The organism is Muriicola sp., assembly GCF_041567615.1.
Taxonomy (GTDB): domain Bacteria; phylum Bacteroidota; class Bacteroidia; order Flavobacteriales; family Flavobacteriaceae; genus Muriicola.
In genome coordinates this window covers 13,512-29,655 of record NZ_JBFGBM010000007.1, presented here as the reverse complement: position 1 = coordinate 29,655, position 16,144 = coordinate 13,512, and the positions used below count along the sequence as shown (strand labels likewise).

Genomic DNA, 16,144 nt, shown 5'->3' with positions numbered 1-16,144 from the left:
TTTCCGCTCTTGGTGGTGATGATCACAACCCCGTTGGATGCCCGGGCACCATAGATGGCTGCCGCTCCATCCTTAAGGACGTTCATCTGTTCGATGTCCCCCGGGTTGATACTGTTTAGGATGGATGGGTTATCCGTTTGGACCCCGTCTATAATGTAGAGGGGGTTGGTATTGTTGCTGGTACCGAATCCACGTATCACGATCTTAGGCGAGGCACCCGGTGTTCCCGCGTTGGTCACCGTAACCCCTGTTACCCTACCTTCGAGGGCTTCGGCGGCGTTCACCAAAGGTACCTTGGTGGCTTCCGCTATGTCAACGGATGCCACAGATCCCGTGATGTCTCCCCGGGTCTGGGTGGCATAACCCGTTACGACAACTTCGGAAAGCTGGCTGGCGTCTTCCGCCATCTGGACGTCTATCCTGCTACGGCCGTTGACAGGTACTTCCTGCCGGGCGAAGCCGATATAACTAAAGACCAGAACCGCGTTGGCATCTGCGGTGATGGTGTAATTACCATCAAAATCGGTCTGAGTACCGTTGGTTGTACCCTTTACCAGCACGTTGGCCCCTGGCAAGGGAGCTCCCAGGTCGTCAGTTACCGTTCCCGTAATGGTTTGTTGTGCGCTTTCTGCCCCGTTTTCAGCAGCATAGACCTCGGTGGTCACAGTTACTGAAAAAAATAAGAGCAGAGATAAAAACCCTGCTGCAGTGGAATGGAATAAGGACCTCCACCAAACGGGCTTTATCTCCCGTTGATTAATTCGTCGAATCATAATCGTGTCTCGTTTAGTTAGTTAATGATTTCGCGTTAGTCAGACCATAATTCTTATAAAACGATTTCTCAAAAACGTTAAAAAAATTATGAAATAAGTATAATATTACTAAAATTATGTGAAAGCCTCCGCAAGTTGATTAAAAAATTTCATTTCTAAAAATGAGAACGGGGTTTCATCATAAAGGATTACAGAGGCTTACAGACTCTAAAAATCAGGGAGCTATTAGCTTCCAGCAGAATAGCGCCGTCCGTCTGTTTTATTTTTTTAACTTGGCTTCAGATCCTTAATTCATTCCCTATGCAAATCAAAGAGACCGCTACCCAATACGACGCCATCATTGTCGGATCAGGAGCGGGAGGCGGTATGTCGGCCAAGGTCCTTGCCGATGCCGGACTCAAAATAGCCGTGGTTGAGGCCGGGCCGTATTTCGATCCGGCTGACCCGAAACAAATGACCCAGCTCAAATGGCCCTATGAATCTCCCAGGAGAGGCGCAGGTACCTCCAGGGTATTCGGTGAATTCGACATGGCCTATGGGGGTTGGGAGATAGAAGGTGAACCCTACACCCAAAAAGACGATACAAATTTCTGGTGGTTCCGTTCCCATATGCTGGGTGGGAGGACCAACCACTGGGGGCGGATCTCCCTGCGTTTCGGTCCTAAGGATTTTAAGCATAAGGATGTGGACGGGCTCGGAGATAACTGGCCCATCGGATACGAGGATGTAAAACCTTATTACGATAAAGTCGACAAACTCATCGGTGTTTTTGGCACCAATGAAGGCTTGCCCAATGACCCGGACGGGTTTTTCCTCCCCCCTCCCAAACCCAGGCTGCATGAGCTTTTCTATATCAAAGGGGCCAGGAATTTGAATATCCCCGTGATCCCTTCCCGAATGTCTATGCTCACCAAGAAGATCAACAATGAGAGAGGGGTCTGTTTCTATTGCGGGCAGTGTTCGAGGTCTTGTCAGGTATATGCCGACTTCTCCTCGGGATCCTGCCTGATATTTCCGGCTCAGAAAAGCGGGGGGCAGATCGACCTCTACGTGAATTCTGTGGTCAGGGAAGTGACCACAAACGAGGAAGGCAGGGCGACGGGAGTCTCTTATATCAGCAAGGAAGACAGAAAGGAGTATAAATTGAAAGGGAAGGTGGTCGTTTTGGCGGCATCGGCCTGCAGCTCGGCGCGTATCCTGTTGAACTCAAAAAGCGCCCAGCATCCCAATGGTCTGGGGAACAGCAGCAACCTTGTAGGGAAATATCTCCATGACTCCACCGGTAGCAGCCGGGCCGGATTCATCCCGGGCCTGATGAACAGAAAAATGTACAACGAAGACGGGGTAGGAGGTATGCATGTTTACACCCCATGGTGGCTTGACAACAAGGATCTGGATTTCCCCCGCGGTTACCATATCGAGGTCTGGGGCGGCATCGGCATGCCCAACTACGGCTTCGGCTTTAATCCCAACGATTTCAACAAATTCTTTGGCCTTCCCACTGGAGGGTATGGCCCGGACCTCCGCAAGGATGTAAAGAAATATTACGGCTCTGTGATCGGCTTTGGGGGCAGGGGAGAAGCCATTGCCAGAGAGGACAATTATTGCGAGATCGACCCGACGACCGTAGACGAATTCGGGATCCCCGTGCTTCGCTTTAAATATCAGTGGTCCGACTTTGAGAAAAAACAGGCTAAACACATGCAGGAGACCTTCGAAGAACTCATCCACAGCATGGGAGGGGAAGTCCTGGGGGACACTCCCACAAAGGAACAGGATTACGGCCTGCTGCCCCCGGGAATGATCATACACGAGGTAGGAACCACACGGATGGGAGATGATCCTAAGCGGTCGGTTGTAAATAAATTCCAGCAACTGCACGATGTGGACAATGTGTTTATCACAGATGCCGGACCTTTCGTCTCCCAGGCCGACAAGAATTGTACCTGGACCATCCTGGCCCTTTCCTGGAGGGCATCTGATTATATCGTAGATCAATTGAAGAAACAGAATATTTAAGCCATGGACAGAAGAAAGAGTATCAAATCCATATTGTTGGGCTCCGTTGCCGGAGGATTGGCCCTTCACGGGTGCAAACCCGGAGAAGAGCAGGATGCCCTGGCGCAGGAGCTGGCCAGGGACGAAAAGTATTTTGGAAGAACCCCGGAAGAACTTGAAGAGATTGCCAAGCTCAATGCAGAACAATTTTTCAACGAACACGAGATGCAGACCATTGAGGTGCTGAGCAACCTGATCCTTCCTCCCAATGAGAACGGCGGGCCCACAGAGGCCGGGGTGCCAGATTTCATTGAGTTCATGGCTAAGGACATTCCTGAATTACAGACGACACTCCGGGGCGGACTCATGTGGCTAGACCATAAAAGCAATACGGACTACGGCACCGAATTCAAGAGTACCCCCGAAGCATCACAAAAGGAGGTCCTGGATGCGATTGCTTTCTACGACCCTGAACTGCCAATGGATGAGCATCCCCTTGAGATTCAGTTTTTCAACCTGATGCGCAACCTGACCCTTACGGGATATTACACCTCAAAAGTGGGTATTCAGGATCTGGGATACAAAGGGAACATGCCCAACATCTGGGACGGCGTACCTGAAGACGTGCTCGAACAACACGGGGTTTCCTACGACCAAGAATGGCTGGCCAAATGTGTGGACCAGAGTAAAAGAGGGGAGATCGCCCAATGGGATGAGGATGGGAACCTCCTCACCTGAACCTAAATTTTTCATCCCAGAACAAAAAGCAAAAGCACGACTCATGGTTAATGTCAAAAACACCCTCGTTTTGATCCTTCTGGCAGGCTTCACTCTGCAAACCACCCTGGCACAGGAGGTAGGCCTTCAATTCTACAGCCTCAGGAATCAGTTTAAAGCTGATGTAGAAGGCACGCTGAAGATCATACACGACTGGGGTATCACTAAGGTGGAAGGAGGAGACTATTACGGTATGCCTCCAGGAAAGTTTCGAAAACTACTTTCTGATTATAACCTCGATGTAGTCAGTATAGGCGCTTCTTACGAGGATTTGTCCGGAGATCTCAAAGGAGTGATTAAAAAGGCCAGGGATTTCAATGCCAAATACGTCATGTGTGCCTGGATTCCCCATGATGGAGATGATTTTACCATAGAAGATACACAAAGGGCAGTTGAGGTATTCAACAAAGCCGGCAAGATCCTGAGTCAGGAAGGACTTGTACTCGCCTATCATCCCCACGGATACGAATTCAGGCCTTATGGCGATGGGACCTTATTTAGTTATATGGCCGAAAATGCAGAGGATTTTTTCTTTGAATTGGATGTGTTCTGGGCTTTCCACGGAGGAGCAGACCCTTTGGATTTGATGGATTCGTACGGAGACAGGATCGTGCTGTTACACCTGAAAGATATGAGGAAAGGGGTAATCGGCAATTTCAGTGGTCATGAAGATGTGGAAACCAATGTGGTCCTTGGGACGGGCCAGATAGACATAAATACCATTGTTGCCAAGGCCGGTGAACTGGGTATTGAATACATGTTTATAGAAGACGAGTCGTCCAGGGTCTTGCAGCAGGTACCTCGTAGTTTAGCATTTTTGAAGGAAGCTGTGAAGCGATAACATCCTGCTATTCAGAATTTGCAACAGCAACTCCCACCATAGAATCCGCGGTACCGTAGTAAAGGAACCAGCGGTCCCGGTAATACACCAGACCTTCTATAAATGTAGTCCCGGCTTTGTACTGCCCGCTTATCTCGTGTGAAAGGCTGGGACAAATGAACGGTTCTTCCAGCCTCCTGATCAGCTTGGCTGGGTTTTCCTTTCCGAAAAGGACCTGCCCGCCGCAATAGGTGTTTTCCGGCACCGAACTTCCCGCCCCCTCTCCACTGAGGTTTTTTCCGTTATATAGGACCAGAATCCCTTTTTCCGTGTAAAGGGCGGGTGGCCCCGGCTCTACCAAATGGCTGTCAAAATCATTCAGGGTAGGTTCAAAGACATGCAATAATTCTCCATGCTCATCAAGCAGGGGATCCCAATGTATTCCGTCCTCTGAGCTGGCCAGATTCATAAAGAGTTCACCCCAGTACATCCAGTATTTATCCATGATCTTTTTAGCGATCAGTCGGCCACCCACCAGTTCCGTGACCACGGAACCCGACTTGCTCCAGGTATTGATGAAACGCCCTCCATAGGCCGCATTAAAAACAGGGCCTTTTTTCTCCCAAGTCCTGAGGTCCGAGGAAACAGCTGCTGAAAGACGGGCGATCTTCCTGTTCCAGCTGGTGTACAACATGAGATAAGTCCCGTCCGGGAGCTCAACTACCCGTGGATCCTCCACACCTCCGGGCTGATCCCAGATCGCGAATTCATCCGTATCAGGGAACAATACGGGATCCGGGTATTTTTCGAAGTGGATGCCGTCCGTACTGTAAGCCAGGCCTATTCTTGAAGTGCGACCTCCCAGGATGGCATCGGGGTCGTCCTCCGCCCTGAACAAAAGAAATACGGTATCATTCCTGACAATCGCCCCAGGGTTGAAAACATCCGCCTTTTGCCATTGTACGACCGATCCACTCATCGGATCTGTAAACACAGCGGTACTGTCTGCCCTGAGAATGGGATTAAAAGAAGGTTTTTCAAAACCCGTGAGCCATGGTTCCTGGCCAGACACGGCCAGGGACATGAACACAAATGCTGCGAACGTAATGAGCTTTGTTTTGGTCATGTTTCATCTTTGCATACAGGAAAGGTACGAATTACAATAGTATCTTTGGTGACTGGCATTGCATAAGTAATTAAAAATGAGATTTCGATCAGGCTTATGGTTCCTTTTTCTATTCCTAATTCCGGGTTGTCGGGAAAAAGTGCCAGGGAAAGAGGAGTCCTCCTCTGGTATACAGCTGGAGGTTCGGGCAGATACACTAGCGACCCCGAAAAAAGAAAACCTTTCCCCACCCCTGGAATCCCTTGAGGATACCACCTTCGTTCGCTTGGCGGATTATTCACCGGAATTTGCCTATGACCTTAGGTATGCCACCGAGGACAATTTCCTGAGGACCCAGGTATATGATTGTGCAGAGTGCTATACCCGGAAAAAAACAGCCATTGCCCTGATCTCGGCCAACAGGGAATTTATGGAAAAGGGGTATCGCATCCGGTTCTTCGATTGCTACCGGCCTAATTCAGTGCAGTATAAGATGTGGGAGATCTATCCGAACCCGCAATACGTAGCGAACCCGGTCAAAGGCTCTATACACAATCGGGGGGGAGCCGTGGATATCACTCTGGAATCCTTGGAGGGTAAGGTGCTCGACATGGGAACGGATTTCGATTTTTTTGGAAGGGAGGCGCATCATGACCATCTGGACCTGCCCCCGGAGGTCCTGGAAAACAGAGCCCTGTTGAAAGGCGTCATGGAAAAGCACGGCTTCTGGTCAGTGCGCACCGAATGGTGGCATTACAATCTCGGGAAAGCCTCGCGGGATCCGGTAGCCAATTTTACGTGGGCTTGTCCAACATACTGATTTTAGAGCCTTGAATGACAATTCGTTCACCTAGGTGATCTGTAGTAAAAAATAAATAGATATCCCCGCCGTCCTTGAGGGTAAATTTCTTTCTGAGTTGGGCAACACTCATGGGAAAATTTCGGGTGGTTACATTGACTTTTTTTCCTTTTAACAGCCCCAGGTTCTTTTTGTTGAAGGGCATGACCTTTTCCACTTCGAAAACCCGGCCGGGGAATGCGGTCAGCTGTTCGGAGGTGTACAGATGACTGTGTTCGTGAATTTTGTCAACCCCGTAGGCCTTGCAAATCACTTTAAAGGCGCCTGCTTTGAGCATGGCACTGTTGGGCTCGTACAGATATTTCAGGGGAGGGGAGAAGTCAATGCCTGCAGCAGCTTCATCCATCCATTTAAATTTAAAACGTTCCTCCCTTCCCTTGGTCAGGTTCACCGCAATGACGCTGATCTTTTCAGGGAGCGCATCCCTCTGCAGGATCCACAGAACCTCCTTCACCTCGTTCTCCACCGCTACCACGTGTATGGACCTGACCTGTTGCAATTGGTTGATTCCCGAGGAGAGGTCGAGCATTGGGGAGGTCTTTACCATCACCTGTTCCGCCTTGCTCAGGAGGAGGTCGAGATAAAGGGTCACATCAGGCTCACAGTCCGATAGCAGGAACACCTTTTTTTTACCCGAATCCCTTCTGCCCGGGTCCAGGTAGAGCCAATCGAAGGCCTTTCCTGTTTGCTGCAGGAAAGCCATCCCATCCACACAGCGGAAATCTATATTTGAGAGAGCCAGGGCTTTTGCATTGTGCTCAGCGATCTCGTGGAGTTCTTTATCCCACTCACAGTGGATCACTTCAGGGATGTTCTTGCTAAAGAAGCAGGTATCCACCCCAAATCCACCGGTCAGGTCGGCCATCCTTTTGCCGGTCACAAGTCCGGCTTTGTAGTGCGCCGTGATCTCTGAGGAGGTCTGCTCCAGGTTCACACCCGGAGGATAATAGATCCCCGGTGTACGGAACCAGGCAGGGAGTTTATCCTTCGCCTTTTTCTTGCCTGAGAGTTGCTGGGCCAGTTCTTTGGATGTAATGTCGGTAAAAACAGGCTTTGAGAGCAATACTGACATGATGTCAGCATTGTAATTTTTATTTATAAACTCCTGTACACCAGTTTTTAAAATATTTTTAATCAAACTAATACTACAAGTTATGGGTCAATTTTTTAACGATCTTGTTTTCAGACAAAAACTCCTTTAAAATCACCTTGATGGCCGTATATCCGGGTACGGCGACGATCATGCCCACCACGCCAAAAAGCAGGCCTGCAATGATGATAACCAGGAAGATCTCCAGGGGGTGTGATTTCACGCTGTTGGAAAAAATAAAAGGCTGGGAAAAGAAGTTGTCCACAAGTTGGCCTATGAGGAATCCGATGAGGACATAACCTGTCTTGGGAAGGATGACTTCGGTAAAGCTGGCTCCCAGGTTAGAGGTCATGGAGAGGGTGACCATCAGCACAGCCCCGATGATGGGTCCCACGTAAGGGATGATATTGAACAGGGCGCATAAAAATGCGATCACGATAGCATTGGGAATCCCCACGATCAGCAGTACGATCGTATAGATCACGAAGAGGATCAGGGCCTGGAAAAGAAGGCCCACAAAATACCTGGAAAGGAGTCCGTTGATCTTATCGATGGACTTGGTCATTCCCGATTCTCTGTTATCCGGGACAAAGGTGAGCAACCCCCTTTGGAAGAGGGAGCTGTCCTTGAGGAAAAAGAAGGAGATGAACAGTACGGAAAAAAGACCGATCCCTGCAGCACTCAGGGTATCGAAAAAAGTATTGAGGATGTTCGGGATAAAGCCGATGTCCAGTCCGCTGAAAAGACGCTTCTCCAGGTCGGTTCCTTTGATCAGGTCATTGACCTGGTCCGGGGAGGCCCCGAAATACACGACGACCTCCTGATACAGGGTCATCAGGTTACTCTTCAGCTCATCGATGTTGAGAAGGGACAGATTGGCTGCCTGTTCGGCAACCAGCGGAAAGAAGAGTGCGATGATGCCCGCTATCACCCCGATCATGAAAACCATGGTGAAGATGACAGCCACCGTGTTGGGGAATTTGAGCTTTCTGCGAAGGAACAGCACCACGGGCCGGCCTATGAGGGCAACCACCGCTGCCATGGCGAGGTAAGCAAGCACGGAGCGGATCTCATAGAGAAAGTAGAGCAGGACACCCAGGCCTACCAGGATACCCACTGCCTGTAAAATACCGTTTGCGATCGTTCTCGAATTCATAAGCTAATTCTTAAATGCGTATTGGATGATATTGGCTCCCATCCTGAGGGCTTTTAACCGCACCTCCTCCGGGTCGTTGTGCACTTCGGGGTCTTCCCATCCATCCCCGAGGTCGCTTTCGAAGGTGAAGAGGAGTACGAGCCTGTTCTCATCAAAGATTCCGAGGGCCTGAGGTCTTTTGCCATCGTGTTCATGAATCTTGGGCAGTCCATCCGGGAATTTGAACTGCTGGTTGAACAAAGGGTGTTCCGGACTCAGTTCCTCAAGTTCCCTGTCCGGGAATACTTTTTTGAGTTCCTTCCTCAGGTAGGGTTCCATCCCGTAGTTGTCATCGATATGTAAAAACCCTCCGGCAAGCAGGTAGGTCCTTAAGTTCCGGGCTTCCTCCTCACTGAAATACACGTTCCCGTGACCCGTCATATGGACAAAAGGATACTGGAACAACAAAGCACTGCCCGGCTCAACGGTTTGGGGCCTGGGGTTGATCCGCGTCTGTATGTTCTGGTTGCAGAACCGGATCAGGTTGGGCAGGGCGGTCGGATTCGCATACCAGTCGCCCCCTCCCTTGTACTTCAGCACCGCTATCTCCTGGGAGGGTCCCGTAAAAGAGGTGAGCATTGCAATGATTAGTATGAGGGTCGTCAGTAGGCGCATACGATGGTTTTCAAAGAGAATCAAAGGTACACAATATGAGCTTCAGGCAGCATCTCGCAATCGGTTTCCTTCCGGAGTAAAGGAAGGGGCGTCATCTCGTGTTGAAAACAGCAACAGCCGTACAGGCGTAGATAGCGGCAGTCTCTGTACGCAACCTGCTTTCTCCCAGGGATACCGGCAGGAACCCTTTCTCGTAGGCAAGGTCGACTTCCTCTTCCGTAAAATCACCTTCGGGTCCTACCAGGATAGTGATCCTCTTGTCGGGGGCAATGCGGCGTTTTAACTCCATTTTTTCCTCGTCGTGGCAGTGGGCGATAAAGCGGAGTCCCTTATGAGGCATTTCCAGGAATTCCTCATAGGACACCGCAGGGTGAAGGACAGGGAGGTAGGTCCTCTGCGATTGTTTCATGGCCTCCTGTAGCACCCGCTGCAACCGTTCTTTTTTGACCGTTTTTCGCTCCGAGCGTTTGCAGATGATAGGCGTGATCTCATGTACCCCTATCTCCGTGGCTTTCTCCAGAAACCATTCAAACCGATCATTGCTCTTGGTCGGGGCTACGGCCATGTGAAGGGAATACATTTTGCGGTGCCTTTTCTCCGAGGATAAGACGACGGCCTGCAGGGTCCTGGGCGTGATTTTCTGAATACTGGCTTCAAACAGCCAGCCCTTTCCATTGGTGACATGGAAGGTATCCCCTTCCTTTTTTCTCAAGACCTTCTGAAGGTGTTTGCTCTCTTCTTTCGAGAGCTCAAACTCTTTCGTTTCCTCGGAAATTTCCGGATTGTAAAATAGTTGCATGTGACGATGGTTGTTCAGATATTGAGTTTGTTCCTCGCGTGTTCAATCCCCAGTGCGATCCAATGATCGATGTGTTCCTCTTTCTCCAGTCCGGCCGGGGCGACGTATACGAATTCCTTCATGGGCTTACCGCTGAAATCCATAGGACGGACGTAATCCAGCTTCAACATTTCCTCCATTTTTTCAGGAAGGACCCTGACGACCAGCTCGTTCCCTATGATTCCGACGGTCATCTTGCCTCGCAGGAGAAAGGCGATCCCGCCAAACATATTTTTCTCTGTCATGTCTGACCGGATTGGCGACGGCAGAGCTAGCAGGCCATTCCGAACCCTTTCTGAGAGAGTGGTATCAAAAGGCATATTTCTTAGGCTGATTGTACAGAAAATTAAAGATAGGCCTTTTTCCTAAATGGACTGATGTGGTAAGATCTATTGATCAGGGATGTTGTACCTCGCCTTTGCCGATACGCGCTGGTCCGTGAAAGCACCTTCCCTGTATTTGAGGAATCCCACAATGCCGATCATAGCCGCATTGTCTGTGCAGTATTCGAATTTGGGGATATAGGTGGTCCAGCCTTTTTCTTTCTCGGCGTGCTGCAAGGCCTCCCTGATCCCGGAGTTCGCTGAAACCCCACCTCCTATAGCCACTCTTTTGATCCCGGTTTGTTTCACCGCTTTTTTGAGTTTATCCATCAGGATGGAGACGATGGTGTACTGTATGGAGGCGCAAATGTCCTCCTTGAACTGTTCTATGAAATCAGGCTGTTCTGCCGTTTGCTTTTGGATGAAATAAAGGATGCTGGTTTTGAGTCCGCTGAAACTGAAGTCGAGTCCCTTCACCTTGGGTTTTGGGAAGGGAAAAGCCCTGGGGTTGCCTTTTTGAGCAAGGGCGTCTACCAAAGGGCCACCCGGATAGGGCAGGCCAATGATCTTGGCGGTCTTGTCGAAGGCCTCGCCTACGGCATCGTCAAGGGTCTCCCCGAGGATCTCCATCTTGAAATAATCCCTCACCAGGACGATCTGGGTATGCCCGCCGCTGATTGTCATCGCGAGAAAGGGAAATTCCGGTTGCCCGGATTTTTCATCTTTGATAAAGTGGGCCAGAATATGAGCCTGCATATGGTTCACCTCTATGAGGGGGATGCCGAGGCCCAGGGAAAGTGATTTGGCGAAGGATGTTCCCACCAGAAGGGATCCCAGGAGTCCCGGACCACGGGTAAAAGCTATGGCCGAAAGCTGATTTTTGTCGATATTTGCCTTAGCCAGGGCCTGGTGGATCACAGGGACAATATGCTGCTGGTGTGCCCTCGAAGCGAGCTCGGGTACCACACCCCCGTATTCCTCGTGTATCTTTTGTGTGGCGACCACGTTGCTCAGGACGCTGTCATTGCGCATCACAGCCGCTGAGGTGTCATCACAGGAAGATTCGATAGCCAGTATGTATATATCTTGATTTTTCACCTAGCTTTGGAATAATTATTGGTCGCACAAAGGTAAATCATATCGTCCTATCAAAAAATTGAGAAAAATAGGGATTAGAGTACTGCTCGCAGTATTGCTGGTCTTGGTCCTGAGTTCTATCATTCTCTCCTTACCTGCAGTACAGACCCGACTGGCAAAATACGCCACCAGGTCGATCAACGACGAATTCGGGACCAATATCAACATAGACCGCTTGCGCGTTTCCCTTATCTCCTGGGACACGGCCCTCAAAGGGATCTTTATAGAGGATTACCGCCGGGATACGCTGATCTATATAGGGGAGCTCAATACTTCTATCCTGAGCGTGAGAAACCTGGTTGGAGGCCGGCTCGAGTTCGGTGAGATCGAGATCGACGGACTCAACTTCAAACTCAAGACTTACGAATGGGAGAGCAACACCAACCTGGATGTATTTGTCGCCAAGCTGGACGACAACAAACCCCGGGCACCAGGGAGCCCGCCTTTCTTCCTCTCATCCTCAAAGATCCACATTACCGGCAGCAGGTTCCGCCTGATCGACGAGAACCTGGAAACCGAAGAAACACTTAATTTCAGAGACCTGAATCTGGATGCGGGCGACTTCCAGATCCTGGGACCTGAGGTCACCACGGAGATCAGCAACCTGAAATTCATCAGCAGAACGGGCATAGAACTCAACAGGCTCGATACTTCCTTTAAGTACACCAAACAGCAGATGAGGTTTGACTCCCTGGAGATCGAGACGCCAAAATCCCTCCTGCTGGGCAACCTGGTCTTTGATTACAACCGGGAGGACTTTGCCGACTTCCTGAACAAGGTGAACCTGACTGCCAACTTCACCGACTCCAGGATTTCCCTCGATGAGATCAATGCCCTGAGCAAACAGTTTGGCACGGAGAAAGAAGTCCTTTTTACGGCCTCCTTCAATGGGGTCCTCAACGATCTCAATGTGAACGATGTATTGCTTACTACAGAGAATACGGGTATTCGGGGTGATTTTAACTTCAGAGATCTGTTTGCAAAGGACAATCCCTTTGTCTTAAGGGCAGGGATCAAGAACATCACGACCAGTTATTTCGAATTGCGCTCCCTGATGCCGGAGGTCCTGGGGACCAACATACCCACTACCTTTTCCAGGCTGGGGCAATTCACTGTCCGTGGGGATGCCACGATTACCGAAACCTCCGTGGAAACCAGGGTCAATATCAACAGCGGCCTGGGAAATAGCTATGTAGACCTCACCCTGACCGATGTGGATCAGATTGACAATGCCAGATATAAAGGTTTCGTATCCCTCATTGATTTCAATCTTGGTAAGTTTGCCGGAGACGACAACCTGGGCCTGGCTTCCATGGACGTGAACGTGGAAGGGCAGGGTTTCTCTCAGGTCAGCCTCAATACCCAGGTCATAGGTCAGGTCTACGGCCTGGAGTTCAACAAATACAATTACCGGGATATTTCAGTTTCCGGACTCCTGAAGGACCAGCTCTTTGACGGATCCCTGGTCAGCAAGGACCCCAATTTTGATTTTGAATTCAAAGGTTTGGCCGATTTTGGGGGAACCGTGAACAACTTCAATTTTGATGCTGCCGTGGCCTATGCCGATCTGAAACTGCTGAATTTTATCGACGACAGTATTTCGATCTTCAAGGGCAATGTGAAAATGGATATTTCGGGTAGTGACCTTGATGATGTGGTGGGCAACATTTCCTTTAACAATACGAATTATAAAAACATCAACAATACCTACTACTTCGAGGATTTCAATGTGGTTTCTTCTTTTGATCAGGATAGTGTTCGGACAATCAGGATCAATTCACCGGACATCATCACCGGGTTTATGAGGGGCCGTTTCAAGGTAAAGGAACTCGATAAACTTCTCAGAAACTCTATCGGAAGCATTTATACCAATTACAGGCCTTTTGAGATCTCGGAAGGACAGACGCTGGATTTTAATTTCAAGATCTACAACAAGATCGTGGACGTCTTTTTCCCCGAAGTCGCTTTTGATCCGAATACCTTCATCCGCGGAAATATCGTCGCAGACAAGGGAGATTTCAAACTCAACTTCAAATCGCCCCGCATTGCAGCCTATGAGAACGTCTTTGACAGTATAGACGTTAAGATAGACAACAAAAACCCTCTCTTCAACACCTATGTATCGGTCGCAGAAGTGAAGTCTGTTTACTATGACCTCAAAGACTTCAACCTGATCAATACTACCCTGGCTGACACCCTTTTCTTCAGAACAGAATTCAAGGGGGGAAGTGAATACAATGACAGCTACAACCTCAATTTCTATCACACCTTTAATGCCCAGAACCGATCAGTGATCGGCCTCAAGCGTTCTGACGTCAATTTCAAGGGGAACACCTGGGTCCTCAATAAGGAAGGCGACCAGAAGAACAAAGTCATCATCAACCGCTCTCTGGACAGTATTCAGATACAGGAGATCGTTATGAACAATGACAACAGGGAGCAGATCCGGCTCAGGGGCGAACTGGCCGATTCTACCTATAAAGACCTGCAACTGGATTTCAGGCTGGTTTCTCTGAACAAGATCGCACCGGCCATTGACAGCCTCAGCCTGTCAGGCGAGATAAACGGCACCCTGAATATCCTCCAGAAGGACGATATCTACCTGCCCTCATGTAACCTGCAGATATCGGATTTCGGGGTCAACGATATCACCCTGGGCCAGTTGAGCATTGGGATCGTGGGTAACCGGGATCTAACCGAATACGTGGTCAACACCCAGATCACTGAGGAAGGAAGGGAAAAATTCAGCCTTTTGGGGAATTTCACGAATCGCGATGAAGTGCCCATGGCAGATCTCATGGCTAATTTCACCGATTTCACCCTGGAACCCTTTAGTCCGCTAGGGGAGGGCGTCATTACGAATATACGCGGCCTCATCAATGGCTCGGCCCAGATACGGGGAGACCTCCGGAATCCGAACATCAGCGGGCAATTGTTCCTGGACCGGGCAGGTATAGCCATCCCTTACCTCAATGTGGATTACGGCTTTGGCCCTAATTCCAGTGTAAGGCTGTACAATCAGACCTTCGATTTTGAAAACATACAGCTCACGGATGTAGCCATGAATACTACAGCTATCCTGGATGGGACCATCCGGCATCAGTATTGGGACGATTGGAGCCTGGATCTCAATGTGGATACGGCAGGAGACAGGCTGTTGATCCTCAATACTCCCTTTGAGGAAGAGATCCTCTACTACGGTACGGGATTCTTAAGAGGAACGGGCCGCATCTTTGGTCCGACCAGGGCCTTGAACATCAATGTCCAGGGAGAAACCGCCGAGGGTACCTCCCTGAAGATCCCCCTGAGCGACGTGGCATCGGTAGGGGATTATTCCTTCATCAATTTTATAGATAAACAGGCTGAGCGAGCCTTCGAAATAGAAAGGACCTTAAAGGATTATGAAGGGCTGGAACTGAACTTCGACCTGGATGTTACCCCTGATGCGGAGGTGGAGATCGTGGTCGACCAAAAAACGGGGTCCTCCCTGAGGGGGACCGGGGAAGGTATCCTCCTGATAGAGATCAATACCAACGGGAAGTTCAATATGTTTGGGGATTTTGTAGTAGTGACGGGTACCTACAACTACCGTTTTGGAGGGGTAATCGACAAATCCTTCACTGTAAAACCCGGGGGGAGTATCGTCTGGGACGGCACCCCCCTGGCAGCCCAGCTCAATATGGAAGCGGTTTATTCCCTGAACGCCAACCCTGCACCCCTGCTCGACAATTCCGGGGTCACCAGGCGCATACCTACCAACGTAGTGGTCCAGCTAACAGGGGAACTGGAAAGACCCACTATTGATTTCAATATCGAATTTCCGGGCACGAGTTCCATCGTACAATCGGAGTTGGAATACAAGCTCCAAGACCCGACGGTGGAAGAGAGAAACGCGTTTTTCCTCCTTGCCCAGGGTACCTTTGTGGACGAAGGCAGTGGCCTCAATCAGCAGGCTGTAACCGGAAACCTGATCCAGACCGCATCCGGACTGGTGAACTCCCTCCTGGGAGGCGGAAACGACAAATTCGATTTTGGTTTTTCCCTGGAACAGGGCACCCTGGATCCCAGTCAGGTTCAAACGGAAAACAGGCTTGGGGTTACCGTTTCTACCCGTCTCAGCGACCGGGTATTGCTCAATGGAAGGTTTGGGGTACCGGTAGGTGGGGTGAGTGAGACCGTGGTAGCCGGGGACGTGGAAGTGCAGGTGCTCCTGAATGAAGAAGGAACCCTGAGGGCCAAGATCTTCAACCGGGAGAACGAGATCCAGCAATTCCTCGCTAACCAGACGGGCTACACCCAGGGAGTGGGTCTGTCATACGAGGTAGACTTCAGCACCTTCAATGAACTGCTCAGAAAGGTTTTTCAGCCTAAAGAACAACCCGAGAAATCCGGTTCGAGACCCCGCCCAACTCAGGGGGCCATAGGCAGGGACAGCGTGGTGAGATTTTATCAGAAATCCAAGTCACTTCCCGTAAAAGACCAGGACCAGTCGTCGCCGAATTCGCAAAATTAAGTCCTGAATTTTGATTTTTTTTAAACTACATCGTTTGATTAGCTTGATATAAGCAATTAAACCCGGGGCGGGACCCTGATTTGCCAATTCTTTGTTACTTT

13 protein-coding genes are annotated in these 16,144 nt (G+C 49.9%); 5 read left to right on the top strand and 8 right to left on the bottom strand.

The genetic code is table 11. From position 1 onward, the window contains the following. Positions 1-773 (bottom strand): carboxypeptidase-like regulatory domain-containing protein (locus tag ABYP73_RS01155; RefSeq protein WP_372973216.1); only part of this gene is annotated, 773 nt, incomplete at its 3' end. 300 nt (positions 774-1,073) lie between these two features. Here ABYP73_RS01155 and ABYP73_RS01150 point away from each other — a divergent pair. From ABYP73_RS01150 to ABYP73_RS01140, 3 genes are read left to right on the top strand one after another with little or no spacing between them, the layout of a single operon-like run. Further along, a complete protein-coding gene (locus ABYP73_RS01150) occupies positions 1,074-2,792 on the top strand; it encodes a GMC oxidoreductase (RefSeq protein WP_372944475.1) in 1,719 nt (572 codons plus the stop codon). Positions 2,793-2,795: 3 nt separating this feature from the next. Beyond that, entirely contained in the window at positions 2,796-3,509 is a 714-nt protein-coding gene (locus tag ABYP73_RS01145) for a gluconate 2-dehydrogenase subunit 3 family protein (RefSeq protein WP_372973215.1), read from the top strand. A gap of 43 nt (positions 3,510-3,552) precedes the next feature. Beyond that, a complete protein-coding gene (locus ABYP73_RS01140; RefSeq protein ID WP_372944473.1) occupies positions 3,553-4,389 on the top strand; it encodes a sugar phosphate isomerase/epimerase family protein in 837 nt (278 codons plus the stop codon). Positions 4,390-4,396: 7 nt separating this feature from the next. On the opposite strand, the gene ABYP73_RS01135 is transcribed toward ABYP73_RS01140, so the two are convergent. After that, positions 4,397-5,494 carry a glycoside hydrolase family 130 protein gene (locus tag ABYP73_RS01135; protein ID WP_372973214.1) on the bottom strand — a complete coding sequence of 366 codons (1,098 nt, stop codon included), beginning with the start codon at positions 5,492-5,494 and terminating at the stop codon, positions 4,397-4,399. Positions 5,495-5,570: 76 nt separating this feature from the next. Here ABYP73_RS01135 and ABYP73_RS01130 point away from each other — a divergent pair, with 76 nt between their 5' ends. Next, positions 5,571-6,293: a M15 family metallopeptidase gene (locus ABYP73_RS01130; RefSeq protein ID WP_372973213.1), complete on the top strand. Its 723-nt coding sequence runs from the start codon at positions 5,571-5,573 to the stop codon at positions 6,291-6,293. Here ABYP73_RS01130 and ABYP73_RS01125 read toward each other — a convergent pair. From ABYP73_RS01125 to tsaD, 6 genes are all read right to left on the bottom strand, one after another. Further along, complete coding sequence (locus ABYP73_RS01125) at positions 6,268-7,404, bottom strand: class I SAM-dependent methyltransferase (protein WP_372973212.1); 1,137 nt, start codon at positions 7,402-7,404, stop codon at positions 6,268-6,270. The genes ABYP73_RS01130 and ABYP73_RS01125 overlap by 26 nt on opposite strands. Before the next feature lie 73 nt (positions 7,405-7,477). Further along, complete coding sequence (locus ABYP73_RS01120; RefSeq protein WP_372973211.1) at positions 7,478-8,578, bottom strand: AI-2E family transporter; 1,101 nt, start codon at positions 8,576-8,578, stop codon at positions 7,478-7,480. A 3-nt stretch (positions 8,579-8,581) separates the two neighbouring features. After that, complete coding sequence (locus ABYP73_RS01115; RefSeq protein WP_372973210.1) at positions 8,582-9,232, bottom strand: DUF4159 domain-containing protein; 651 nt, start codon at positions 9,230-9,232, stop codon at positions 8,582-8,584. 91 nt (positions 9,233-9,323) lie between these two features. Then, positions 9,324-10,031, bottom strand: a complete 708-nt coding sequence (locus tag ABYP73_RS01110) for a 16S rRNA (uracil(1498)-N(3))-methyltransferase (RefSeq protein WP_372946628.1) — start codon at positions 10,029-10,031, stop codon at positions 9,324-9,326. 14 nt (positions 10,032-10,045) lie between these two features. Further along, positions 10,046-10,315, bottom strand: coding sequence for a TfoX/Sxy family protein (locus ABYP73_RS01105; protein WP_372973209.1), 270 nt, complete (start codon positions 10,313-10,315; stop codon positions 10,046-10,048). Positions 10,316-10,459: 144 nt separating this feature from the next. Next, positions 10,460-11,491, bottom strand: coding sequence for a tRNA (adenosine(37)-N6)-threonylcarbamoyltransferase complex transferase subunit TsaD (gene tsaD / locus ABYP73_RS01100; RefSeq protein WP_372973208.1), 1,032 nt, complete (start codon positions 11,489-11,491; stop codon positions 10,460-10,462). Between the two features lie 58 nt (positions 11,492-11,549). On the opposite strand from tsaD, the gene ABYP73_RS01095 reads away from it, so the two are divergent. Beyond that, positions 11,550-16,043 carry a translocation/assembly module TamB domain-containing protein gene (locus tag ABYP73_RS01095; protein ID WP_372973207.1) on the top strand — a complete coding sequence of 1,498 codons (4,494 nt, stop codon included), beginning with the start codon at positions 11,550-11,552 and terminating at the stop codon, positions 16,041-16,043. Positions 16,044-16,144 lie beyond the last annotated feature (101 nt).

What these genes read in the sequence shown, in the direction of transcription:
- ABYP73_RS01150 (WP_372944475.1), top strand. Translation starts at nt 1,074, where the DNA reads ATGCAAATCAAAGAGACCGCTACCCAATACGACGCCATCATTGTCGGA.
- ABYP73_RS01145 (WP_372973215.1), top strand. Translation starts at nt 2,796, where the DNA reads ATGGACAGAAGAAAGAGTATCAAATCCATATTGTTGGGCTCCGTTGCC.
- ABYP73_RS01140 (WP_372944473.1), top strand. Translation starts at nt 3,553, where the DNA reads ATGGTTAATGTCAAAAACACCCTCGTTTTGATCCTTCTGGCAGGCTTC.
- ABYP73_RS01135 (WP_372973214.1), bottom strand. Translation starts at nt 5,494, where the DNA reads ATGACCAAAACAAAGCTCATTACGTTCGCAGCATTTGTGTTCATGTCC.
- ABYP73_RS01130 (WP_372973213.1), top strand. Translation starts at nt 5,571, where the DNA reads ATGAGATTTCGATCAGGCTTATGGTTCCTTTTTCTATTCCTAATTCCG.
- ABYP73_RS01125 (WP_372973212.1), bottom strand. Translation starts at nt 7,404, where the DNA reads ATGTCAGTATTGCTCTCAAAGCCTGTTTTTACCGACATTACATCCAAA.
- ABYP73_RS01120 (WP_372973211.1), bottom strand. Translation starts at nt 8,578, where the DNA reads ATGAATTCGAGAACGATCGCAAACGGTATTTTACAGGCAGTGGGTATC.
- ABYP73_RS01115 (WP_372973210.1), bottom strand. Translation starts at nt 9,232, where the DNA reads ATGCGCCTACTGACGACCCTCATACTAATCATTGCAATGCTCACCTCT.
- ABYP73_RS01110 (WP_372946628.1), bottom strand. Translation starts at nt 10,031, where the DNA reads ATGCAACTATTTTACAATCCGGAAATTTCCGAGGAAACGAAAGAGTTT.
- ABYP73_RS01105 (WP_372973209.1), bottom strand. Translation starts at nt 10,315, where the DNA reads ATGACAGAGAAAAATATGTTTGGCGGGATCGCCTTTCTCCTGCGAGGC.